This is a genomic window from Actinomycetospora sp. (assembly GCF_036497585.1).
Classification (GTDB): Bacteria; Actinomycetota; Actinomycetes; order Mycobacteriales; family Pseudonocardiaceae; genus Actinomycetospora.
The window spans coordinates 1-21,644 of record NZ_DASXJD010000216.1 but is presented as its reverse complement, the minus strand read 5'-3'; the positions used below and the strand labels follow the sequence as shown (position 1 = coordinate 21,644).

20 protein-coding genes are annotated in these 21,644 nt (G+C 74.1%); 12 read left to right on the top strand and 8 right to left on the bottom strand.

The annotated features are described in order from the left end of the window. Positions 1 to 48: 48 nt before the first annotated feature. Together VGH76_RS21525 and VGH76_RS21520 are read left to right on the top strand one after the other, a co-directional pair. Positions 49 to 699 carry a hypothetical protein gene (locus VGH76_RS21525; protein WP_331558767.1) on the top strand — a complete coding sequence of 217 codons (651 nt, stop codon included), beginning with the start codon at positions 49 to 51 and terminating at the stop codon, positions 697 to 699. 231 nt (positions 700 to 930) lie between these two features. Continuing rightward, entirely contained in the window at positions 931 to 2,946 is a 2,016-nt protein-coding gene (locus tag VGH76_RS21520; RefSeq protein WP_414637780.1) for an MFS transporter, read from the top strand. 355 nt (positions 2,947 to 3,301) lie between these two features. Here the strand turns inward: VGH76_RS21520 and VGH76_RS21515 are convergent, their stop codons facing one another. Beyond that, entirely contained in the window at positions 3,302 to 4,123 is an 822-nt protein-coding gene (locus VGH76_RS21515; protein ID WP_331558765.1) for a YceI family protein, read from the bottom strand. Next, entirely contained in the window at positions 4,120 to 5,112 is a 993-nt protein-coding gene (locus VGH76_RS21510) for a carboxypeptidase-like regulatory domain-containing protein (RefSeq protein WP_331558764.1), read from the bottom strand. The genes VGH76_RS21515 and VGH76_RS21510 overlap by 4 nt, the downstream gene beginning before the upstream one ends. 381 nt (positions 5,113 to 5,493) lie before the next feature. Here VGH76_RS21510 and VGH76_RS21505 point away from each other — a divergent pair, with 381 nt between their 5' ends. Both VGH76_RS21505 and VGH76_RS21500 read left to right on the top strand, forming a co-directional pair. Continuing rightward, positions 5,494 to 6,834, top strand: coding sequence for an acyl-CoA dehydrogenase family protein (locus VGH76_RS21505; protein ID WP_331558763.1), 1,341 nt, complete (start codon positions 5,494 to 5,496; stop codon positions 6,832 to 6,834). An 87-nt stretch (positions 6,835 to 6,921) separates the two neighbouring features. Then, positions 6,922 to 8,325, top strand: coding sequence for an NAD(P)/FAD-dependent oxidoreductase (locus VGH76_RS21500; protein WP_331558762.1), 1,404 nt, complete (start codon positions 6,922 to 6,924; stop codon positions 8,323 to 8,325). Here the strand turns inward: VGH76_RS21500 and VGH76_RS21495 are convergent. The 3 genes from VGH76_RS21495 to VGH76_RS21485 are packed head-to-tail and all read right to left on the bottom strand — an operon-like array spanning position 8,219 to position 10,335. Continuing rightward, complete coding sequence (locus VGH76_RS21495; protein WP_331558761.1) at positions 8,219 to 9,622, bottom strand: chloride channel protein; 1,404 nt, start codon at positions 9,620 to 9,622, stop codon at positions 8,219 to 8,221. The genes VGH76_RS21500 and VGH76_RS21495 overlap by 107 nt on opposite strands. Before the next feature lie 9 nt (positions 9,623 to 9,631). Beyond that, positions 9,632 to 9,949 carry a DUF202 domain-containing protein gene (locus tag VGH76_RS21490; protein ID WP_331558760.1) on the bottom strand — a complete coding sequence of 106 codons (318 nt, stop codon included), beginning with the start codon at positions 9,947 to 9,949 and terminating at the stop codon, positions 9,632 to 9,634. Then, a complete protein-coding gene (locus VGH76_RS21485; RefSeq protein ID WP_331558759.1) occupies positions 9,946 to 10,335 on the bottom strand; it encodes a YidH family protein in 390 nt (129 codons plus the stop codon). Before VGH76_RS21485 ends, VGH76_RS21490 begins: the two co-directional genes overlap by 4 nt. Before the next feature lie 150 nt (positions 10,336 to 10,485). On the opposite strand from VGH76_RS21485, the gene VGH76_RS21480 reads away from it, so the two are divergent. After that, complete coding sequence (locus VGH76_RS21480) at positions 10,486 to 11,388, top strand: DMT family transporter (protein WP_331558758.1); 903 nt, start codon at positions 10,486 to 10,488, stop codon at positions 11,386 to 11,388. Here the strand turns inward: VGH76_RS21480 and VGH76_RS21475 are convergent. After that, entirely contained in the window at positions 11,376 to 12,452 is a 1,077-nt protein-coding gene (locus tag VGH76_RS21475; protein ID WP_331558757.1) for a sulfite oxidase, read from the bottom strand. The genes VGH76_RS21480 and VGH76_RS21475 overlap by 13 nt on opposite strands. Positions 12,453 to 12,684: 232 nt before the next feature. On the opposite strand from VGH76_RS21475, the gene VGH76_RS21470 reads away from it, so the two are divergent. Next, a complete protein-coding gene (locus VGH76_RS21470) occupies positions 12,685 to 12,852 on the top strand; it encodes a hypothetical protein (protein ID WP_331558756.1) in 168 nt (55 codons plus the stop codon). Positions 12,853 to 13,072: 220 nt separating this feature from the next. Then, complete coding sequence (locus VGH76_RS21465; protein ID WP_331558755.1) at positions 13,073 to 13,825, top strand: hypothetical protein; 753 nt, start codon at positions 13,073 to 13,075, stop codon at positions 13,823 to 13,825. A 10-nt stretch (positions 13,826 to 13,835) separates the two neighbouring features. Here VGH76_RS21465 and VGH76_RS21460 read toward each other — a convergent pair whose 3' ends face one another. Then, a complete protein-coding gene (locus tag VGH76_RS21460) occupies positions 13,836 to 14,303 on the bottom strand; it encodes a thioesterase family protein (RefSeq protein ID WP_331558754.1) in 468 nt (155 codons plus the stop codon). A gap of 29 nt (positions 14,304 to 14,332) precedes the next feature. Here VGH76_RS21460 and VGH76_RS21455 point away from each other — a divergent pair, with 29 nt between their 5' ends. From VGH76_RS21455 to VGH76_RS21445, 3 genes are read left to right on the top strand one after another with little or no spacing between them, the layout of a single operon-like run. Further along, positions 14,333 to 15,388, top strand: a complete 1,056-nt coding sequence (locus VGH76_RS21455) for an LLM class F420-dependent oxidoreductase (protein ID WP_331558753.1) — start codon at positions 14,333 to 14,335, stop codon at positions 15,386 to 15,388. A gap of 23 nt (positions 15,389 to 15,411) precedes the next feature. Then, on the top strand, positions 15,412 to 15,864 hold the full coding sequence (locus VGH76_RS21450) for a MaoC family dehydratase (protein WP_331558752.1): 453 nt from the start codon (positions 15,412 to 15,414) through the stop codon (positions 15,862 to 15,864). A 16-nt stretch (positions 15,865 to 15,880) separates the two neighbouring features. Then, complete coding sequence (locus tag VGH76_RS21445; protein WP_331558751.1) at positions 15,881 to 17,092, top strand: acetyl-CoA C-acetyltransferase; 1,212 nt, start codon at positions 15,881 to 15,883, stop codon at positions 17,090 to 17,092. 148 nt (positions 17,093 to 17,240) lie between these two features. On the opposite strand, the gene VGH76_RS21440 is transcribed toward VGH76_RS21445, so the two are convergent. Beyond that, positions 17,241 to 18,056, bottom strand: a complete 816-nt coding sequence (locus tag VGH76_RS21440) for an enoyl-CoA hydratase/isomerase family protein (protein WP_331558750.1) — start codon at positions 18,054 to 18,056, stop codon at positions 17,241 to 17,243. A gap of 237 nt (positions 18,057 to 18,293) precedes the next feature. Here VGH76_RS21440 and VGH76_RS21435 point away from each other — a divergent pair, with 237 nt between their 5' ends. Both VGH76_RS21435 and VGH76_RS21430 read left to right on the top strand, forming a co-directional pair. Beyond that, positions 18,294 to 18,836, top strand: coding sequence for a MarR family winged helix-turn-helix transcriptional regulator (locus VGH76_RS21435; RefSeq protein ID WP_331558749.1), 543 nt, complete (start codon positions 18,294 to 18,296; stop codon positions 18,834 to 18,836). Then, positions 18,833 to 21,631 (top strand): MFS transporter, encoded by a 2,799-nt coding sequence (locus tag VGH76_RS21430; protein WP_331558748.1) that lies wholly within the window; start codon positions 18,833 to 18,835, stop codon positions 21,629 to 21,631. Before VGH76_RS21435 ends, VGH76_RS21430 begins: the two co-directional genes overlap by 4 nt. Positions 21,632 to 21,644 lie beyond the last annotated feature (13 nt).

The window sequence follows — 21,644 nt, the reverse complement described above, 5'->3', positions numbered from 1 at the left end:
CCCACTACCGTGGGCGCCCACACCGGCGGTGCGGTCGAGGGGACGAGGGTGCGGGGACGAGCGGGACGACGGCGGGCGGCGGCCCTGGCGGTGCTGACCCTCACGGCGTTGCTCGCGGGCTGCTCCTCGGGGACCGAGCTGGCGACGCCGCCCATCCCGACCTTCCCGGGCCCGGGCGCCGCGGCACCGACGTCCGCCCCGGCACCCCGCTCGACGCTCATCCCGACCGACTGCAACCAGATGCTGTCGAAGGACGACCTGCCGAACCTGCTCGGCCTGCCGATCGGCTCGCTCGACGTCCGCGCGCTGCGTGACGTCCCCGCCCCGTCCGTCGGGCGCCTCGAGCGGGTCACGTGCACGTACACCTCCGCCGGCGGGGCGGGTGCCCCGCAGCAGGGCTCGCAGGTCCTCAAGCTGCTCGCCAGCGGCTACGCGACCCCGGAGGCCGGGCAGGCGCAGGTCGGCATCAACAACAAGGTGGAACAGAGCTCGGGGGTCACCGGGGTCGACACCCCCATCGGGGCCGCGTCGGGCACGTTCTTCTCCGACCCCGACGGGCCCATCCTCGTCGTCGGCTACAAGCGCGTGACCCTGAGCCTCTCGCTCAACCGCGGCTCGCTGTCCTCCGACCAGGCGCGATCGGTGCTCGTCGATCTCGCCCAGCGGGTACTCCCGGTCCTGGTCCCCGCGGGTTCCTGAACCGGGCCCCCGAGTCGGGGCCGATCCTGCCCGGCGTCAGCCGTGGTGCCTCGTGGCGCGAGGGAGGCCCGCCCGGCGTAAGATGTATTTGCATAGGCTAACGATGAGGGGGAGGGTCGCGTGACGACGACGGCACCGACCGACGCGACGGCCGGGCAGCAGCGGTCCGACCGCTACAAGTGGGTGGCGCTGTCGAACACCACGCTCGGCGTGCTGATCGTGACGATCAACATGTCGATCCTGCTCATCGCGCTGCCCGACATCTTCCGCGGCATCGACATCGACCCGCTCGCGCCCTCGAACATCAGCTACCTGCTCTGGCTGATCATGGGGTACCTCGTGGTCACGGCGGTCCTCGTCGTGAGCTTCGGGCGCATCGGCGACATGTACGGCCGCACCCGGATGTACAACCTCGGGTTCGCTGTCTTCACCTTCTTCTCGATCCTGCTCGCCGTCACGTGGCTGCAGGGGGACGCCGGCGCGATCTGGCTGATCGTCATGCGCGTCCTGCAGGGCATCGGCGGCGCGCTGCTGCTCGCGAACTCGACGGCGATCCTCACCGACGCCTTCCCCACCCACCAGCGCGGCCTCGCCCTCGGGATCAACTCGATCGCGGCGATCGCCGGCTCGTTCATCGGCCTGATCATCGGCGGCGTGCTCGCCCCGATCAGCTGGCACCTGGTGTTCGTCGTGTCGGTGCCGATCGGGGTCTTCGGCACGATCTGGGCCTACTTCAAGCTCAAGGAGGCCGGCGAGCGCCACGCGGCCCGCATCGACTGGTGGGGCAACATCACCTTCGCCGTCGGCCTCATCGCGGTGCTCATGGGCATCACCTACGGCATCCAGCCCTACGGCGGCCACGTCATGGGGTGGACGAGCCCGATGGTGCTCGGCCTGCTGATCGGCGGCGTCGTCGTGCTGGCGGTCTTCGCCGTGGTCGAGGCCCGTGTCGCCGAGCCGATGTTCCACCTGTCGCTGTTCCGGATCCGCGCGTTCACGGCCGGGAACATCGCGAGCCTGCTCGCCGCCCTCGGGCGCGGTGGCCTGCAGTTCATCCTCATCATCTGGCTGCAGGGGATCTGGCTGCCCCAGCACGGCTACGACTACGAGTCGACGCCGCTCTGGGCCGGCATCTACATGGTTCCGCTGACCATCGGCTTCCTCGTCGCCGGACCGGTCTCGGGCGTCCTGTCCGACCGGCACGGCGCCCGGGCCTACGCGACGATCGGCATGCTCGGTGCCGCCGTCAGCTTCCTGCTGCTGAAGTTCCTCCCGGTCGACTTCGCCTACTGGAGCTTCGCGATCATCCTCGCCCTCAACGGCCTGTCGATGGGGCTGTTCTCCTCGCCCAACCGCGCGGCGATCATGAACTCGGTCCCGCCCCGCCAGCGCGGCGCCGCCGCCGGGATGACCTCGACGTTCCAGAACGCCGCGACGGTGCTCTCGATCGGCATCTTCTTCTCGATGCTGATCCTGGGCCTCTCGAGCTCCCTGCCCACGGCCCTCCGCACCGGCCTGCTCGCCCACGGCGTCCCGGTCGACGCCGCCCAGCGCATCTCCGAGCTGCCCCCGGTGAGCACCCTGTTCGCCTCGCTCCTCGGCTACAACCCGATGCAGACCCTGCTCGGGCCCCAGGTGCTCGCGCAGGTCGGCCCGCAGCAGGCGCAGTACCTCACCGGCCGGTCGTTCTTCCCGTCGCTGATCTCGGGGCCGTTCGGCGACGGCCTCACGTTCGCGCTGGTGTTCGCCGCCGCGTGCTGCGTGGTCGCAGCGTTCGCCTCGCTGCTGCGCGGGGGCAAGTACGCGTACCAGGAGCCGACGGCCGCGCCGGCACCGGAGGCGCTCGGCGACGAGGTCAACGGCTCGCCGGTCGCCGAGACGGCAGGTGAGGAGCACGACCGGACGGCGGTCGGGGTCGGGAACGGCCACGTGAACGGCAACGGCCATGCCCTCGCCCACCCGACGACCGGGCGCGTGCTCCAGGGACGCGTGCTCGGCCCCGACGCGACCCCGACGCCGGCCGTGCTCACCCTCGTGGACCGCTCCGGTCGGCAGGCCGGGAGAGTGCTCTCGGACGACGAGGGCCACTTCCGGCTCGAGCCGCCGTCGCCCGGGGACTTCCTGGTCATCGCGACGCCCCGGGGATCGGACGGCTCGGTCGCGCCGCGGGCGACCCAGGTGTCCGTCAGCACCGTCCCCGTGGACCTGGACCTGGTGCTGGACCGCCGGGCGGTCGGCCGCTCCTGAGCCGTCCCGGTCCATCGTCGGGATCCCGCGCTGACCGTTCATGCGCCGATCGCTCCCCGGACCGTGCGCAGGAACTACGCCGTCGCCCGAACACGTCGAACCAGGAGAACGGCAGGATCGTCAGGTCGCGGAGCGCGATCTGGTTCTCGCGGTTGCGCTCCTCGAGCACCGCCCGATCCATCCCGTGCTCGGACCGTCCGTCGAGATCGAGGCCGACCCGGTGCTGATGCCGCGCTGGAGCCTGATGATCTGCTTGCGGCGGAGGGCCTTGCCCACGAGCTCGGGTTTCTCGACGGCGACGTGGCGGCGAGGTGGCCGCGACGAGACGGCGAAGCCAGGGCCCCGCCCCTCGAGCTCAGCCCGGGACCCGGACCGCCTCGATGTCGATCTCGATCCGCAGTGTCCGACCGATCGCGAAGATGCCCGCGATCACCGACTGGTTCCACGAGATGTCGAAGTCGTCGCGGGAGAGCTGTGTCGTGGCCGAGAACCCGGCCCGCTCGCCGCCCCACAGGTCCGGCCCGGCGCCGTGGTAGACCACGTCCAGCGCCACCCGGTTGGCCACGCCCTTGAGCAGCAGGTCGCCGTACATCGTCCAGTGGTCGGCAGTGTGCGGGACGATCTCGGTCGAGTCGAACCGGATGTCGGAGAAGCGCAGCACGTCGAGGAAATCCGGGGCGCGCAGGTGCTCGTCGCGGCGCTCGTCGTCGGTGTCGACGCTCCCCGCCTCGATCGCCGCCGACACGCCCGTCGAGGCCAGGTCCGCGCCCATGTCGATGTGCCCGGTGAACGTCCGCAGCCGGCCGTGGACCTTGGTGATCCCGAGGTGGAACGCCGAGGCGGAGATCCGCGAGTGCACCGGGTCGACGTCCCACCGACCCGGCGCGGGGAGCTCGAGCGCCCCGGTGCGGGTGAGCACGACCCGCCCGAGCTCGCCCTGCCCAGGACCCCCGACGGGGCGGGCGGCGGGGGTGTGGCCGACCGCGGAGGTGATGACGGTGCAGGGCCCGGCGGGCAGGTTCTCGACGACGAAGCGGCCGTCGTCTGCGACCGGCGTGCCGCCGATCTGCCGCCCGGCGGCGTCGATGATCGTGACGACGGCGAACGGCACCGGCCAGCCGTCACTGGTGACGGCCGTGCCGCTGATCCGCTGGACGTCGCGCTGCGTCGCCGTCATCGGCGCCCGCCGTCGGCGTCGAAGCCGAGGTCGTCCGCGCCGGGCTGGTCGCCGCCGGGGCCGGAGGCGTGGCGGCCGTTGTGACCGTTGGTGGAGGCGCCGCCGGCCGGGACCGCGTCGCTGCCGAAGTCCTCGGATCCGAACCCGCGGGACCAGTCGTGGTCGTCGGAGTAGCCGTCGGAGGCGGGACCGTCGACCGGCCCGAGGGCGGGCGGCGTGAGGGTGAGGGTGACCTCGGAGGGCGCGCCGGCGCCGACCTCGATCTCGCTGGCGACGGGTGCGTAGCCGCTGGCGGTGATCGTGTACGTGCCGGGCGCGACCTCGGGGAAGGTGAAGGTGCCGTCGTCGCCGGTCACCGCGGCGCCGACGACGTTGCCGTCGGAGCCGACGAGGGTGGCCAGGGCCTCCCCGACGGGGCGCCCGCCCGAGGCGGAGCGCACGACGCCGGTGAGGCGAAGCTGGGTGGCCAGGGCGATGTCGCGGGTGACGCGGCCCTCGGCCGGGATCTGGACGGTCTCGGCGACCGGAGTGATGTCCGGCGCGGCCGCGGTCAGGGTGTAGGAGCCCTCGTCGAGGTCGGCGAACCGGTAGGTGCCGTCGGCGCCCGACCGGGCGACCGCGACGACGGTGCCGCGCACGTCGGTGAGCGTGAGGACCACGCCCGCGGTCCCCGCGAGGCCCTGCTCGCGGCCGACACCGACGGTGCCCTCGAGGCTCGCGCCGCCGCCGGCGAGCCCGACGTCGTGGCGCAGCGGGCGGTCGGAGACCGCGACGAGGGAAGCCTTCGGCTGGTGCGTCGAGGAGGAGCAGATGACCAGGTAGGTGCCGCCGGTGGACGGCTCGAGCTGGTAGTGCCCGCCGTGGTCGGCCACCGTGCGGTCGAGCTGGTCACCAGCGAGGTCGCAAAGGGTCAGCGCCGCCCCGGGGAGCGGTGCACCGTCCCCCCTCGTCACCCGACCGAAGATCATGATCGGCTGCTGTCCGTCCACCGTCGCACTCCTCCGCTGTGCCTCGGGATCGGGTGCTCCGTGGTGGGGCCCCGACCTGACCCGGTGCCCGGCCGCCCGACCCCGGCCGTCCGTGCACCTCGCGAGCCGCCGCTCCCATCGGTCCGACGTGCGAGCGCCCCGCCGGTGACCCGGCCGCACCAATGCCCCGGTCGGGACAACACGTCTCCCGGCCGCCGGCCACCCGTCCGGGCCCACTGTGCTCGCCCGCACGGACGGCAGCCACCCGGTACGTGCCGGACCACCCTGATTTCACTTGAATAGTACAAGCATTTTGCCGGCGCCGCCCGCACGGGTTGCTCGGACCACGATCACCGCGGCCGTCGCGTGGCGGGGTCCCGACGCCGGGGGGACGCTGCTGACATGGCCGCGCCGACCGACTCCCGCCCTCCCACGGACGACGACCGCAGCGCCCCCGCCCCGGACGAGGCGGGCGCCGTCGCCAACCCGTTCGACGAGCTGCCGCGCCCGCACCTCGCGCTCGAGCCGGACGGGCCGCACGTCGCGGACTTCTACTCCTACGTCGACCTGCTCACCGACGCCGAGCTCGAGCACCTGCGCCGGCTGCGCTCCTACCTCGCGAGCGACGTCGCGCCCGTGGTCGAGGAGGCGTGGGCGAGCGACTCGTTCCCGGACCAGCTCGTCCAGGGGTTCGCGGGCCTCGACCTCGCGGGGCTGCCCTACGGGCTCTCCGGCTGGTCCGACGAGCCGGCGCGGCGGGTGTTCATGGGGTTCGTCCACGCCGAGATCGCGCGGGTGGACGCCTCCACGAACAGCTTCTTCGGGGTGCACTGCGGGCTCGCGATGGGCTCGATCGACGCGTGCGGCACACCGGAGCAGAAGGAGCGCTGGCTGCCGCCGATGGCGCGCATGGAGACCATCGGGGCGTTCGGGCTGACCGAGCCGCACGGCGGGAGCGACGTCGCCGGCGGGATGGAGACCACCGCCCGCCTCGTGAAATCAGGGGAGCATGCCGATAGGGAGTGGGTGATCGACGGGCACAAGCGCTGGATCGGCAACGGCACCTTCGCCGACGTCATCGTCGTCTGGGCCCGTGACGTGTCCGACGACGCCGACGGCAGGGCCGTTCGCGGCTTCGTCGTCCCGCGGGAGACCGCAGGACTCACGACCGCCAAGATCGAGGGCAAGACCTCGCTGCGCATCACGCAGAACGCCGACATCACCCTCGACGGCGTCCGCGTCCCCGAGGAGAACCGCCTCTCCGGTGGCAAGGGCACCTTCGCCGACGCCGGGGCGGTGCTGCGGCGCACCCGCGGCAACGCCTCCTGGGCCTGCACCGGGGTGCAGATGGCGGCCTACGAGCTGGCGCTGTCGTACGCCCAGCAGCGCGAGCAGTTCGGCCGCCCGATCGCGGGCTTCCAGATGATCCAGGACGCCCTGGTCCAGATGCTCGGCAACACCACCGCCTCGCTCGGCATGGCCGCGCGCAACGCGGCGCTGATCGACGACGGCGGCGGGTCCGACGCGCACTCGGCGCTGGCCAAGCAGTTCTGCGCCGACCGGATGCGCGAGACGGTCGCGCTGGGCCGCCAGGTCGTCGGCGGCAACGGCATCATCGTCGGCAACGGCATCGCCCGGTACTTCGCCGACGCCGAGGCGCTGTACTCCTACGAGGGCACCCGCGAGATGAACACCCTGATCGTGGGCAAGGCGGTGACCGGGCACAGTGCGTTCGTCCGCTGAGGTGTGCGTGTGTTTCCGCGCTCCAGCACGACTGACAACACAGCACGCCGACAGGACACGCACGAGCCGAAGACCAAAGGAGGCACCGTGCCGGAGCGGGTGGTCATCGTCGGCGGCGGGTTCGCCGGGCTCGGGGTCGCGCGCCGCTTGGAGCGCCGGCTGCCCGACGCCGACGTGCGCCTGGTCAGCCCCGACGACTACATGCTCTACCTCCCGCTGCTGCCCCAGGTCGCCGCCGGGGTGCTGCCGCCGACCGCGGTGACCGCGTCGCTGACCCGCCGGCTGACCCGCGCGACGTTCGTGCCGGGCCGTGTCATCGGCGTCGACCTCGACCGGCGGCGCGTAGTGTCGACGAGCATCACCGGGCGCCGCGAGATCCTCGACTACGACCGCCTCGTGCTCGCCCCCGGCAGCATCACGCGGACGATGGACATCCCCGGCCTGCGCGAGTACGGGCGCGGGATGAAGACCCTGGCCGAGGCCCAGTTCCTGCGCGACCACGTGCTGGGCCAGCTCGAGCTGGCGAACGCGAGCGACGACCCCGACGAGCGCGCGCTCCGCTGCCGGTTCGTCGTGGTCGGTGGCGGCTACGCCGGTGTGGAGACCGCGGCGAACCTCGAGCTGATGACCTCGGGGCTCGCCCGGCGATTCCACCGGCTCGATCCGTCGCAGGTGCAGTGGCACCTCGTGCAGCACGGCGCCCAGCTGATGCCCGAGCTCGGGCCGCGGCTGGGGGAGGACACCCGGCAGGTGCTGCTGCGCCGCGGGGTGCACGTCCACCTGCGGACCAGCCTGGCGTCGGCCGACGACTGCTCGGTCACCCTCTCCGACGGCCGCCGCCTCGAGACGAACACGCTCGTCTGGACGGCCGGGGTGTCCCCCAACCCGCTCGTGTCCCGGCTCGGTGTCGACAGCGAGGAGGGACGGCTGGTGGTCGGCGCCGACTTCGCCGTCCCCGGGCACCCCGAGGTGTTCGCACTCGGCGACTGCGCGGCCGTCCCCGACCTCGTCGCCGGGAACGGGGCGGTCTGCCCGCCGACCGCCCAGCACGCCACCCGGCAGGCCCCGGTCGCAGCGGACAACGTCGTCGCGAGCCTGCGCGGCCGTCGGCCGCGACGCTACCGGCACCGCGACCTCGGCCTCGTCGTCGACCTCGGCGGCCCCGACGCGGTGGCGAAGCCCCTGCACCTGGACCTCTCCGGGCGGCCCGCTCAGATCGTCACCCGGGGCTATCACCTCGTGGCGATGGGCGCGCCGGTCGCCATGGCCCGGGTGGCCGGCAACTGGGCGCTGCACGCCGTGGCGGGGAACTCCTCGGTGCGGCTCGGGTTCCTCACCCGCTCGTCGGGACGGCTGGCCGAGTTCGAGCACACCGACGACTACCTCACCCCCGAGCAGGCCTGTGAGGCGGCGGAGCAGGGCGGCGACCCCGTGCCCGGCGCCACCGCCGACGTCCCGACGACGACGGGACCGGCGGACCGGGCGCGGTGACCGACGGCCCCTCGAGCCCGGCGGTCGTCGTGGACCACGGCTCGACGAACCGCGCGACCAGGACCGCGAGCACCGCGGCCAGCGCGATCGGGACGAGGAGCCCGGTCCCGACGTGGGTCAGCTCCAGCAGCAGCACCACGGTCGACAGCGGCGCCTGCTGGGCGGCGGCCAGGAACGCGGCCGCCCCGACGAGCGCGTAGGCCCCGGCCGGGGCGCCGGCCCCCAGCAGCGTCGCGAACCGCCCGAGGACGGCGCCGAGCAGGGCCCCGGTGGCCAGCGTGGGGGTGAACAACCCGCCGTTCGCGCCGCTGCGCAGCGACGCCGCCGTGGCGAGCGGCTTGAGCAGGGCCAGCGCGACGAGCACCGGTAGCGTCCCGCCGCCGTCGAGGACGGTCTGCGCCGGACCCTTGCCGTTGCCCAGCAGGGCGGGCAGCGGGATCGCGAGCGCCCCGAGCGCGGCGAACACCACGGTCGTGGCGACCGGGAGCCGCCACCCCGTCGGCACCCGCCGTCGCGACCACGCCACCAGCCGGACGAACCCCACCCCCGCGAGCGCCACGACCGGCGCGGTGACGACGGCGAACACCACGACCGGGGCGCTCACCGGCGGGGCGCCCGCGGCGTACACCGGTGTGTCGCCGAGGAAGAGCCAGGCCGTGACGGCCCCGAGCACGGAGGTGACGACGGCGGGCACCGCGACCGGGAGCGCGAGCGTGCCCAGCAGCACCTCGAGGGTGAACAGCCCACCCCCGAACGGCACGTCGTACACCGCGGCCAGGCCGGCTCCCGCCCCGCACGCGATGAGTACGCGACGCTCCTCGGCCGACAGGCCGGTCAGCTCGGCCAGGCGGGACGCGAGCGCGGCCGCCACCTCCCGCGGGGCGCCCTCCCGGCCGAGCGAGGCCCCCAGCGCCACGACGACGATCTGCAGCACGCCGTCGAGCAGGGTGCGGGTCAGACCCATCCGGCCCTCGGGGTCCCAGACCGCGGCGGCGACCCCGCGGGCCCGCCCGAGACGCCGGCCGACCGGTCCCCGCAGCCACCACCACCCGAGGCCGCCGACGAGCCCGGCGAGGGCGAGCACCACGACGCGGCGCCAGGCGGGCGCCTGCTCCACCCCGAGCTGGAAGCTCTCCCCCCGGTAGCCGTACGCGACGTCCTGCACGGCGTGCAGCAGCAACGTCAGCAGCCCACCCGCCACCCCGGCGCCCACCCCGACCAGCAGCACCACGACCCAGAAGCGCCAGGCCAGGGGGAGCGGGGCGGCGTTGGGCTGGTGCGCCGGTCCCTCGGACACCTCGGGCACTCAGATGGCCAGGACGGCGCCGGCGACGACCGCGAGCACCACCACCGACCACCCGAGCAGCAGGACCGCGCCGCGCGCGGCGAGCGGCCGGGGCAGCGGGGCGTGGCGCAGCACCCGCGTGCGGTGCACCCCGTAGGCCGCCGTCGCGAGCGATACGAGCAGCGCCATCCCCGCGGGGACCAGGGCGAGCGACGGCGTGGCGTGCGCGATCTCGCGGACGGCGAGCAGGACCGCGTTCGCGGCGACCGCGAGCGAGGTCCTGCTCCACGCGAGCCCGGTGCGCTCGGCCTGCAGACCGGCGTCCGACGGGCTCGTCACGCCCCGCCCCGCAGCGCGATCAGCGCGAGCCCGAACAGCGCGAGGACGACCAGGCCGGCCGCGAGCGCCCAGGGGACGCGTTGCGCCGGCAGCGGCCGGTCGCGGCGGATCGCGGTCTCCACCGAGCGCCACCGCAGCACCCCGGAGGCCGCCGCCACCACGGCGAGGACGGCGAGCAGGGCCCCGATCACGGCCCGGGCGCCGGGCACCGGGAAGGCCGGCACCAGCTGGACCACGGCCACCCCGGCAGCGAGCAGGGAGAGCGACGTGCGCAGCCAGGCCAGGAACGTCCGCTCGTTGGCGAGCGTGAACCGGTAGTCGGGCTCGTGCTCGTCGTCGGACCCGGCCGGGCGCTGCTCCTCGTGGGCGCCCACGCCCTCCGCCATCGGCCCGCCCCTCCGGTGTGGACTCCTAATGTCCGGACATCACAGCACGGCGCCGGGGGGTCGCGCACGCCACGCCCCGGCGGTCGTACGGTCGAGGGTGACGCGGCGGGCACGGTTCCTGGGAGGCGGCACGGTGGGGCGGTCGGGCCGGTGAGACCCCCCGCGCCCGGGCCTGCGCTGCAGGCCCACCCCGTCGCCGCGGTCCTGCTGGCCCTCGGCTCGGCGTTCCTCTACGCGCTGGCCGCGGCGCTGCAGCGCCTGGCGGCCGCCCGGGCCGCCCACGAGGGCACCCACCCCCGCGACGGGCGGGAGTTCTTCGCCGCCCTCGCGCGGATGCCGGTGTGGTGGACGGGGATCGGGTCGATGGCGTGCGGCGCCGCGGTGCACGTGGTCGCGCTCGGCCTCGGCTCGGTGACGCTCGTCCAGCCGGTCGGGGTGCTGGCCCTGGTGCTCGCCCTGCCGCTCGACGCCCGCCTGGAGCACCGCACCGTCCGGGGCGCGGAGTGGGCCTCGGCCGCGGTGCTGGTCGCCGGGCTCGCCGGGCTGCTCAGCCTCGCCCCGCACCACGCCGAGACCCGGCCGGCGGGCTCCGGCGGACTCGTACTGACGGCGCTCGCGGCGGCCGTGGTGCTCGCGGTCGTCGTCCTGGGCGGCAACCGGCTGGGCTGGCGGGGGCGCGCGGTGTCCCGCGCGGCGGGCGCCGGGCTGTGCGCCGGGGTGACGTCCGGGCTGGTGCGGCCCGTGCTGCACGGGCTGAACCGTGGCCCGCTGGAGCCCGGCGTCGTCGTCGCGGGGATCGCCGTCGTCGTCCTGCCCGTGGTCGGGGTGCTGCTGCTGCAGACCGCCTACCGCGACGGCGGCCTCGACGCCGGGCTCGCGACGCAGACCACGATCGACCCGGTGGTGGCAGGGACGATCGGGATCGTCGTGCTCGACGAGCGCTTCGAGGGCGGCGTCACCGGTGCCGGGTTCGCGGTGCTGTGCGCGGCCGTCACGGTGGTGGGTCTGGTGGCGCTCATCCGCGCGGGACCGGGAGGGGGCTACGCCGTGTGAGCGCTCCGGCCGCGCAGCCGCAGGCGCGCCCAGGAGTTGTTCGCGTAGCCCTTGGGGTTCCACACCGACGCCGGGTCGGCCGGCTGCAGCGCCGCCGAGGAGTCCCAGGCGCGGGCGAGGACCAGCTGCTCGCCGGGCCGGACGTCGACGGTCGCGCTCCAGTGCCGCCACGCCCACGTGCCCGCCTGCTCGCCGAGGTCGGCCTGGATCCAGCTCGACCCGCCGTCGGGGGAGACGTCCACCCGGACCACGGTGCGGTCGCCGCCGGCGAAGGCGTACCCGGTCACGCGCGTGGGGCCGCAGTCGACCTCGGCGCCGTCGTCGGGGGCGAGGAAGTCGGCGTTCACCGCGACCAGCCCGAGCGCGACGCCGTCGCCGGGTGCGGTCCGGGCGGGGTCGACGTCCGGCGGGAGCAGCCGGTAGGTGGAGGTCTGGAAGAAGTTCTGCGACGGCCGGTCGGCGACGGTCACGCGGTGCACCCACTTGACGCTGCGGGCGCCGATGTAGCCGGGGACGACGACCCGGACGGGCGCGCCGTGCACGGGCGGGAGCGGCTCGCCGTTCATCTCCCACGCGAGCAGGACCTCCGGCATGCGCGCCTTGCGCAGCGGGATCGAGCCGCCGAACTCCTGCGGGGGCGTGGCCGCCTCGCTCACGTCCGTACCGAGGAACGCGACGTCGGTGGCCGCCGGGTCGACCCCGGCGTCGTCGAGCACGTCGGCCAGGCGCACGCCGGTCCAGCGCGCCGTCGCCGTCGCGGTCGGGCCCCAGGGCGCCTCGCCGGGGATGTCGCGCACCTCGACGAGCCCGGCGCGCCGGTTGCCCGCGCACTGCAGCGTGGCGGTCTCGGAGTGGCTGCCGAAGCGGTCGCGCAGCTCGGTGAGCGACCACGACGACGTCCGGCCGACCAGCCCGTCGACGCGGAGCCGCCACCCTCCGGGGTCGAGCGCGGGGATCGGGCCGTGGTTGCGGCTGTAGAAGGCGTCGAGCGGGGTCAGCACCCGGTCGGCCAGCGCGGCACGCGGGGGCTCGGCGTTGAACGGCGTCACCCCGTGGACGGTCATGTCGGGCCGTTTGCCGTGGATCGCGACCTCCCGTGACACAGAGTGTCGGATGGATCACAACGTTCGTCCGATGGCGTGGAGTGGAGTTTGCTCCTGTTCCACTCCGGCGCCGCGGTGTCGCTCCGCCGAGCCCGGATGAGCCCGTTTTCCCAGGTCAGCGGCGTGCCAAACCCCCTGACGGGGTGGTCAGGGGCGCCCGGGTCGCGGCGGGTGACCGTCGTAGGGTCTCGCCATGACCCAGACGCCGATTTACGACGAAGTCCGGCGTAGCTTCGGCCGTGCCGACCGGAGCCTGGAGCGGCGTTCCTTCCGCGGGGACGACACCGCGGGCTCCGACCGAGCGGTCCGGCCGATCATGCTGCGCGGCTCGGGCGGGCGTCATCGACGCTCGGGGGACTGAGGGCGGCGCCCGGCCGGATCCGTCCGGCTCGGGCGCGCACAGCCCGCCGCCTCCGCCCGGCCGTGGGGGCCCACCGGGCCGGTCCGGACCTCCGCCGTCGGGACCCCCGCCGGGACCGGGTGCGCGCCAGGGCCCGGGCGGCCCGGCGCCGGGACCCGGGCGGCCCCCGGTGCGTCCGCCGCCCGACCCGGCACAGGCCCCGACCCGGGCCGTGCCCCCCGTGTCCGACCCCCCCGAGACCCCGCCCGCGTCCGGCGGCGGCCTCTCCGGCGCGCGGGTCACCGGGCAGGCGCTCGCCGCCGTCACCACCGCGGCGGCCGGAGGGTTCCTCGGCGGCGCGGGCGGCACCGTGGCCGGGGCCGCCGTCGCGTCCGTCGTGACGACCGTCGGCGAGGCGATCTACCAGCGCTCCCTCGAGCGCACCCGCGACCGGGTCCGCACCCGCATCGACGCCCACCGCACCCGGGCCGGGCGCCCCGCCGACGGCGCGACCGCGTTCCTGGGGGACGGGGCCGTCGCGGACGCGACCCGCGCCGCACCCGTCGGGACCCGCGTCCTGCCCACCGGCGGCCCCGACGATCCCGCCGATCCCGGGGTGCCCGCCCCCGACGAGTCGCCGACGGTCGCGCTGACCCCCCGGTCCGCCCGCCCGGGCCACAGTCGACGGGTCGCGGCGCTCGCCGCCACCGGGATCCTGATCTTCCTCATCGCGATGGTCGTGGTCACCGGCATCGAGCGCGTGAAGGGCTCGCCGCTCTCCGGGGGCGAGGGGACCAGCATCGGCGAGGTCTTCGGCACCCGCGCCGCCACGACGACGACCAGCGCTCCGGACGACGAGGAGAGCACCTCGGCGCGCTCGACCACCTCCGAGGAGCCCACCTCCGCCCGCGAGACGACCACGACCCGCGCGACGACGACCACCCGGTCGCGGGGCGGGGCGGCGGGGACGACCCTCGCGACCCCCACCCCGTAGGACGGTCCGGCTACGAGGCCGCCGGCTCCGCGACGTCCCCGGTGCCCCAGATCCGGTCGAACGCCGCGGGGTCGGCGGAGTGCTCGCGCAGCCGGGCCCGCGGATCGGCGACGAGGCGGCGGGTGGCGTGGTCGAGGATCCCCATGACGCCGGTCAGCGTCGCGCACACGGTGTCGCCCCGGCGGAGCTCGGAGTCCATCCGGAACGACTTCCCGGTGCCGAACCGCACCTGCGTCACCACCTCCACCTCCTCGCCGAGCCGTAGCTCGGCGAGGAACCGGACCGTGGTCTCGAGGATCACCGGGCCCAGGCCGGCGGCCGCGAGCGGCGCGACCTCGATCCCGGCCGCCCGCAGCGTGTCCGTCCGGCCGTGCTCGCCGTACTGGTGGTAGACGGCGTGGTTGACGTGGCCGTTCGCGTCGGTCTCGTAGCCGCGGACGATCACGGTGACGGAGTGCTCGCCGCTCGTGGTGCTCACGGACGCAGGATCGTGGCAGGCTCCCGGTCGTGCGCATCGGGATGGGTCTGAACTACAGCGGTGGTTTCGAGGAGAGCGTGGCCGAGCTGGCCGAGCACGAGAAGGCCGGCCTGGACATCGTCTTCGTCCCGGAGGCCTACAGCTACGACGCGGTGAGCCAGCTGGGCTTCATCGCAGCGCGGACGGAGCGCGTGGGGATCGCCTCGGGGATCCTGCAGCTCTACACGCGGACCCCGTCGCTGACGGCGATGACGGCGGCCGGCCTGGACTTCGTCTCCGGCGGACGGTTCACGCTCGGACTCGGGGCGTCGGGGCCGCAGGTGATCGAGGGGTTCCACGGGGTGCGCTACGACGCCCCGCTGGGACGCACCCGCGAGATCATCGACATCTGCCGACAGGTGTGGCGCCGCGAGAAGGTCGAGCACCAGGGCAAGCACTACACGATCCCGCTGCCGTCGGAGCAGGGCACGGGGCTCGGCAAGCCGCTGAAGCTGATCAACCATCCGGTGCGCGAGCGGATCCCGATCCTCGTCGCCGCCCTCGGACCGAAGAACGTCGCGCTGGTGGCCGAGAAGGCCGAGGGCTGGCAGCCGATCTTCTTCGTGCCCGAGAAGGCCCAGGACGTGTGGGGCGAGTCCCTCGCGGCGGGGAACGCGAAGCGCGAGGCCGGGCTCGGCCCGCTCGAGGTCTACCTGCAGTGCTCGTTCTGCCTCACCGAGGACGACGCGGTCGCGAAGCAGATGCTCGACGGGATGCGCGGCTTCGTCGCGCTCTACGTGGGCGGCATGGGCGCCAAGGGCAAGAACTTCTACAACGACGTCGCCCGCCGGTACGGCTACGAGGCCGAGGCCGAGGAGATCCAGGACCTCTACCTCGACGGCAAGAAGGAGCAGGCCGCGGCGGCCGTGCCGGAGGAGCTGCTGCGCGCCATCTCGCTCATCGGACCGCGTTCCTACGTCGCCGAGCGCATGGCCGCCTTCGCCGAGGCGGGCGTGACCACGTTGAACCTCACCCCGCTCGCCGGCACCCCGGCCGAGCGGGTGGCACTGACCGGCGCGGCGAAGGAGATCGCGGCCGAGCTCTGACCCCGAGATCGAGAGGAGCAGGCATGCGGAAGTTCGCGGACGTCGAGGAACTGCGCGCGGCGGTGGGGGAGGACCTCGGCACCAGTGACTGGGTCACGGTCGACCAGCACCGCGTCGACGTCTTCGCCGACGCCACCGACGACCACCAGTGGATCCACACCGACCCCGAGCGCGCCGCGGAGGGCCCCTTCGGCCGGACCGTCGCCCACGGCTTCCTCACGGTGGCCCTCATGCCGAAGTTCGGCTGGGACACCTTCGAGGTCAGTGGCGTCTCGATGACCGTGAACTACGGGCTCAACAAGGTGCGGTTCCCGTCACCGGTGCCGGTGGACAGCCGTGTACGGGGTCACTGCCGTCTGGTGGACGTCACCGATGTGCCCAACGGTGTCCAGGCCACCATCGGGGGGACCGTGGAGATCGAGGGATGGCCGAAGCCGGCGTGCGTCGCCGAGGTGATCCTGCGGTACATCCTCTGACACAGGAGAGAGAGTCGTGAGCGAAGCCGTCGTCTGTGAGCCGATCCGGACGCCCGTCGGGGGGTTCGGGGGGTCGTTGCGGGACGTGCCGGTCCAGGAGCTGGGGGCGACGGTGATCCGGGAGCTGGTGCGCCGCACCGGGGTCACGGCGGAGCAGATCGACGACGTGGTGTTCGGGCACTGCTACCCGACGATGGACGCCCCGGCGATCGGGCGGGTCGCGGCGCTGGACGCGGGCCTGGAGGTGTCGGTGCCGGGGTTGCAGATCGACCGGCGCTGCGGGTCGGGGCTGCAGGCGGTGCTCTACGCGGCGATGTCGGTGGCCTCGGGTGGGGCGTCGATGGTGCTCGCCGGTGGGGCGGAGTCGATGTCGGGGGCGTCGTACTTCACCGACGCGGTGCGCTGGGGCACCAAGGCCGGCGGGTTCGAGATGAAGGACTCGCTGGCCCAGGGGCGGGTGTGGGCCGGCGGGGTGAACCACCCGGTGCGCGGCGGGATGATCGAGACCGCGGAGAACGTGCGCCGGCGGTACTCGATCGGCCGGGAGGAGCAGGACCGGCTGGCGGTGCGCTCCCACGAGAAGGCCACGGCGGCGGTCAAGGAGGGCCGCTACGACGAGGAGCTGGTGCCGGTGACGATCCACGGCCGCAAGGGCGACACCGTGGTCGAGTCCGACGAGCACATCCGCCCGGACGCCTCGGTGGAGTCGTTGGCGAAGCTGCGCCCGATCATGGGCAAGTCCGACCCGGAGGCGACGGTGACCGCGGGGAACGCCTCGGGGCAGAACGACGGCGCGGCGGTGTGCCTGGTGACGACCCCGGAGAAGGCGGCCGAGCTGGGGCTGCGGCCGTTCGCGCGGCTGGTGTCCTGGGGGGTGGCCGGGGTGGGTCCCGAGGTGATGGGGATCGGGCCGGTGCCGGCGACGGAGAAGGCGCTGGGCCGGGCCGGGTTGTCGTTGGCGGACATGGACGTGATCGAGCTCAACGAGGCGTTCGCGGCGCAGGCGCTCGGGGTGGGCCGGGAGTGGGGCATCGACCTGGTCTGCGATGAGCGGGTCAACCCGAACGGCTCGGGGATCTCGCTGGGGCACCCGGTCGGGGCGACCGGGGTGCGGATCCTGGCGACGATGCTGCGCGAGATGGACCGCCGCGAGGCCCGCTACGGGCTGGAGACGATGTGCATCGGCGGCGGGCAGGGCCTGGCCGCGGTGTTCGAGCGGGTCGCCTGAGCCGCCTCGGTGCCTCTGGGGTGACAGCAACGGCACGATCCTGGCGTCCGACGTCAGGACGGCGCCGTTCACTCATCGGCCCTGCCCGGAGCCCCGGGGACAGCAACGGCACGATCCTGGCGTCCGACGTCAGGAAGGTGCCGTTCGTTCAGCGGCCCAGCCACCTCGGCGGGCGCTTCTCCCGGGCCGCGGTGCCGCCCTCCTTGGCGTCCTCGGTCGCGCCGGCGACCCGCCGCATCGTCTCGCCGAACCGGATCGCATCGGTCTGTGACATCTCCGGCCCCCGGCGCGCCACCTCCTTGATGGCGCGCTGGGCCAGGGGTGCTCCGGCGAGGAGCCGCTCGGCGAGACGGCCGGCCGCGTCGAGGAGCTCGTCGTGCTCCACCACCTGCAGCGCGAGCCCGATCTCCTTCGCGCGCGCCGCGGAGACGGTCTCCCCGGTGAGCAGCAGCTCCATCGCGGGCTGCCAGCCGACGCGCTGCGGCAGGCGGAGCGCGCCCACGATCGTCGGGACCCCGAGCTTGACCTCCGGGAAGCCGAACGTGGCGCGATCGGAGGCGACGACGAGGTCGCACCACGTCACCAGCGTCAGCCCGTAGCCGAGGCACAGGCCGTTCACCGCGGCGATCACCGGCTTGTAGAGCTCCCAGCCGGACTCGAACGAGTTCACCGTCGGGCGCTCCCAGAACGAGCCGGGGAACTCGCCGGCCGGGTTGCGCTCGGAGCTGAAGTCGGCGCCGGCGCAGAACGCCCGGCCCGCCCCGGTGACGATGCCGACCCACGCCTCGTCGTCTCCGGTGAAGCGGGCGAACGCCTCGTTGAGGCCGTCGCGCATCGCGCCGTCGATCGCGTTGAGCTTGTCGGGGCGGTCGTAGGTGATCGTGGCGACGTGGCCGGTGCGCTCGTAGCGGACGCGGTCGGCGAACCGCTCGCGCACGTCGGGGGCCGGGGCGTCGTCGCTCATGGGCTCGCACGCTAGCGGCGGAGCCGAGATCCGGGGCCGTCCGGCCGGGCCAGCCCCACCCGTGGCAGCAACGGCACGTTCCTGGCCCCCGACGCCAGGACGGCGCCGCTCACCCACTCCGGCGCCGCTCCCACGGGGTGACTCACGGATCACACGTCCACGACCGGGTACCCGGGTGGCCTGGAGCCTGGTGACGAATTATAGTTGTAGAGACCAAGCGATTGTACGGAGCACGCAATGAACGCAGCAGTGGGCGCCCGGCCCGGACCCCCGATCCCCGAGGGGGCCGACGAGCGGTGGGCCACCTCGGACCGCATCGGTCTGCAGCTCGTCCGGCTCATCCGCCTCATGGAGCGCAAGCGGGTGTCCAACGGCCGGGTGGGCGACGACGGCATCGAGCGCGCCGCCTACGTGCTGCTGGCCCGGCTCGTGATCGACGGGCCGCACCGGTCGAACGCGCTCGCCGAGGCCGTGCACTCCGACCCCTCCACCGTCAGCCGGCAGGTCGCGGCCCTCGTGCGGATCGGGTACGTCGAGCGACGTCCCGACCCCGTCGACGGCCGCGCGTGCCTGCTGGCCGCGACCGACGAGGGCCATCGGGTGTTCGAGGCCAACCGCGACCTCCGCAACCGCGAGATCAGCCGGATCACGAGCGACTGGGACGAGGCCGACCGCGAGCGGCTCGTCGAGCTGATGGACCGCTTCACCACCGCCCTCGAGGCAATCCACCCCGCTACCCACGACGTCCCCGCCCCGCAGGGCGTGGAGGAGGACCGATGACCACCACGACCGCGTCGACCCCGGCGGTCGGGAGCCCGACCGGCGCGAGATCCGCGTCGGCCACCGCATCGCCGGGCGGCTTCACCCACCGCCAGGTCCTGACGATCCTGTCCGGGCTCCTGCTCGGCATGTTCCTGGCCGCCCTCGACCAGAACATCGTCTCCACCTCGATCCGCACCATCGCGGACGACCTGCACGGCCTCAACCTGCAGGCCTGGGCCACGACGGCCTACCTGATCACCGCGACGATCTCGACGCCGCTCTACGGCAAGCTCTCGGACCTCTACGGCCGCAAGCCGTTCTTCCTGTTCGCCATCGGGGTCTTCGTCATCGGCTCGGTGCTCTGCACCCTGTCGACGTCGATGTACGAGCTCGCCGGGTTCCGCGCGCTGCAGGGCCTCGGCGCCGGCGGTCTGATGAGCCTCGCGCTCACGATCATCGGCGACATCGTCCCGCCGCGGGAGCGCGCCCGATACCAGGGCTACTTCCTCGCCGTCTTCGGCACCTCGAGCGTGATCGGCCCGGTCGTCGGCGGCTTCTTCGCCGGCACCACCTCGATCATCGGGATCGACGGCTGGCGCTGGGTCTTCCTCGTCAACGTCCCGATCGGCATCGTCGCCTTCGCCGTCGTGTGGCGGGTGCTGAACCTGCCCCACAGCCGGCGTGAGCGGCGCATCGACTGGCCCGGCGCCTCCGCGCTCGCGGTGGCCCTCGTGCCGCTGCTGATCGTCGCCGAGCAGGGGCAGAGCTGGGGCTGGGGCTCCTGGGACGCCCTGCTCTGCTACGCGATCGGCGTAATCGGGCTCGTCGCGTTCGTGCTCGCGGAGCGGGCCTACGGCGACGACGCGCTGCTGCCGCTGAGGCTGTTCCGCAACGGCGTCTTCTCCCTGACGACGGTCATCGCGGTCATCACCGGCATCGGCATGTTCGGCGGCATCGCGATCGTCCCGCAGTACCTGCAGATCGTGAACGGCTCGACGCCCACGCAGGCCGGTCTCCAGATGATCCCCCTGGTCGGCGGCCTCATGGTCTCCTCGATCATCTCCGGCCAGCTGACCAGCCGCACCGGGCGCTACAAGGTGTTCCCGGTGATCGGCCTGGGGCTGATGACCGTCGGCATGCTGCTCTTCCACTTCCTGCTGCACGCCGACACCCCGTACTGGGAGATCGCGCTGCTCATGGTCGTGTTCGGCCTCGGGCTCGGGAACTGCATGCAGACCCTGGTCCTCGCGGTGCAGAACGCGGTGCCGGCCTCCGACATGGGCGTCGCCACCGCGTCCGCGACCTTCTTCCGCCAGATGGGCGGGACGGTCGGGGTCTCGGTCTTCCTGTCGATCCTGTTCTCCACCGTCGGCGGGTACATCGGCTCGGCCTTCCGGGCCGCGTCCGCCACGCCGTCGTTCCAGGCCGCGCTGGCCGACCCCGCCGTCGCGTCGAACCCGGTCAACGCGCCCGCCGTCAACCCGGCGACCGGCGCCGCGCAGGTCGTCCAGGACTCGTCGGTCCTGCAGCGGATGGACCCGCGGCTCGCCGAGCCGTTCCTGCAGGGATTCTCGCAGTCGATGGACCTGGTGTTCCTCGTCGCCGCCTGCGTCATCGCGGTCGGGTTCGTGCTGATCTGGTTCCTCAAGGAGGTGCCACTACGCACGACGTCGGGCATCCAGGCCCGGCAGGCCGAGGAGGCCGCGCGGGGCAGCGGCCCCGGCTCGGTCGACTCCGCGGCCGAGGTGACCGGCCCCGCCCGCGGCGCCCTCGACGTCCCGGTGTCCGCGTCCCCGGTGGGCGCGGCGGGTGCCGCGGGCACCGACCGCATGGTCCGGCTCGTCGACGGTGCCCGGCCCTCGCCGGGGCCCCGGCCCGCGACCCACGGCCGCCACGTGGCGGCCGAGGTCCCCTCGCCGAGCGGCGACTCGGTCGTCCTCGGCACCCTCACCGACGCCTCCGACACCTCCGACGCCGACCGGTTCGGCCACGGGGTGGACGGCGGGCTCGTCGAGGTCCCGATGGCGCTGCACGCCCTCGACGGCACCGTCGTCGACCGCACGTTCTCCGCGGCCGACGGCTCGTTCCGCCTGCACGCCCCGGGCGTCGGCAACTACGTCGTCGTCGCCAACCCCGGAGCCTTCCGGCCGCACGCCGAGCTGGTCGCCCTCGAGGGGACGCCGCTGCGCCGCCGGGTCGCGCTGCGCCGGGTCACCCCGGTCAGCGGGTCGGTGCGCGACGCCGCCGACGTCCCGGTGGTGGGCGCCACGGTGACCGTCACCGACACCGCCGGCGGGGTGCGCGCCGTGCGCCGGACCGGCACCGACGGCACCTGGGAGTGCCCGGAGCTCGAGCCCGGCACCTACACCGTCGCGGTGCTCGCGCCCGGGCGGGAGCCGGTGGCCGAGCGCCTCGTCGTCGCCGAGCCGACCCCAGCGGGTCGGCGGGCCACCCGGCACGACGTGCGGGTCCCCGTCGCCCGTCACGCGGTGCGCGGCCGCGTCATGTCCACGTCGGGGCGGTCGGTGCCCGAGTCGCTCGTGGTGCTCATGGGCGCCGACGGACGCGTCGTCGCCTCGACCGTCACCGACGGCACCGGGCACTTCGCGATCGAGGACCTCACCGAGGGCCGCTACCTGCTCACCGCGAGCGGCTACGCCCCGGTGACGGCGCAGGTCAGCGTCGTGCGGGACCTGCCGGAGCCCGTCGAGCTCGTCGTCGAGCCCCCGCAGCCCGCGACCCCGACGGCGCTCGACGCCCCGACCGTCAGCGAGCTCGACGCCGGGACGACGCCGCTGCCGGTGGTTCGCTAGCGCTCACGTGTGC

Bases quoted from the DNA above. Each gene is read 5' to 3' on its own strand.
- VGH76_RS21520 (WP_414637780.1), top strand. From the start codon at position 931: ATGTCGATCCTGCTCATCGCGCTGCCCGACATCTTCCGCGGCATCGAC.
- VGH76_RS21515 (WP_331558765.1), bottom strand. From the start codon at position 4,123: ATGACGGCGACGCAGCGCGACGTCCAGCGGATCAGCGGCACGGCCGTC.
- VGH76_RS21505 (WP_331558763.1), top strand. From the start codon at position 5,494: ATGGCCGCGCCGACCGACTCCCGCCCTCCCACGGACGACGACCGCAGC.
- VGH76_RS21485 (WP_331558759.1), bottom strand. From the start codon at position 10,335: ATGGCGGAGGGCGTGGGCGCCCACGAGGAGCAGCGCCCGGCCGGGTCC.
- VGH76_RS21475 (WP_331558757.1), bottom strand. From the start codon at position 12,452: ATGACCGTCCACGGGGTGACGCCGTTCAACGCCGAGCCCCCGCGTGCC.
- VGH76_RS21470 (WP_331558756.1), top strand. From the start codon at position 12,685: ATGACCCAGACGCCGATTTACGACGAAGTCCGGCGTAGCTTCGGCCGT.
- VGH76_RS21450 (WP_331558752.1), top strand. From the start codon at position 15,412: ATGCGGAAGTTCGCGGACGTCGAGGAACTGCGCGCGGCGGTGGGGGAG.
- VGH76_RS21440 (WP_331558750.1), bottom strand. From the start codon at position 18,056: ATGAGCGACGACGCCCCGGCCCCCGACGTGCGCGAGCGGTTCGCCGAC.
- VGH76_RS21435 (WP_331558749.1), top strand. From the start codon at position 18,294: ATGAACGCAGCAGTGGGCGCCCGGCCCGGACCCCCGATCCCCGAGGGG.
- VGH76_RS21430 (WP_331558748.1), top strand. From the start codon at position 18,833: ATGACCACCACGACCGCGTCGACCCCGGCGGTCGGGAGCCCGACCGGC.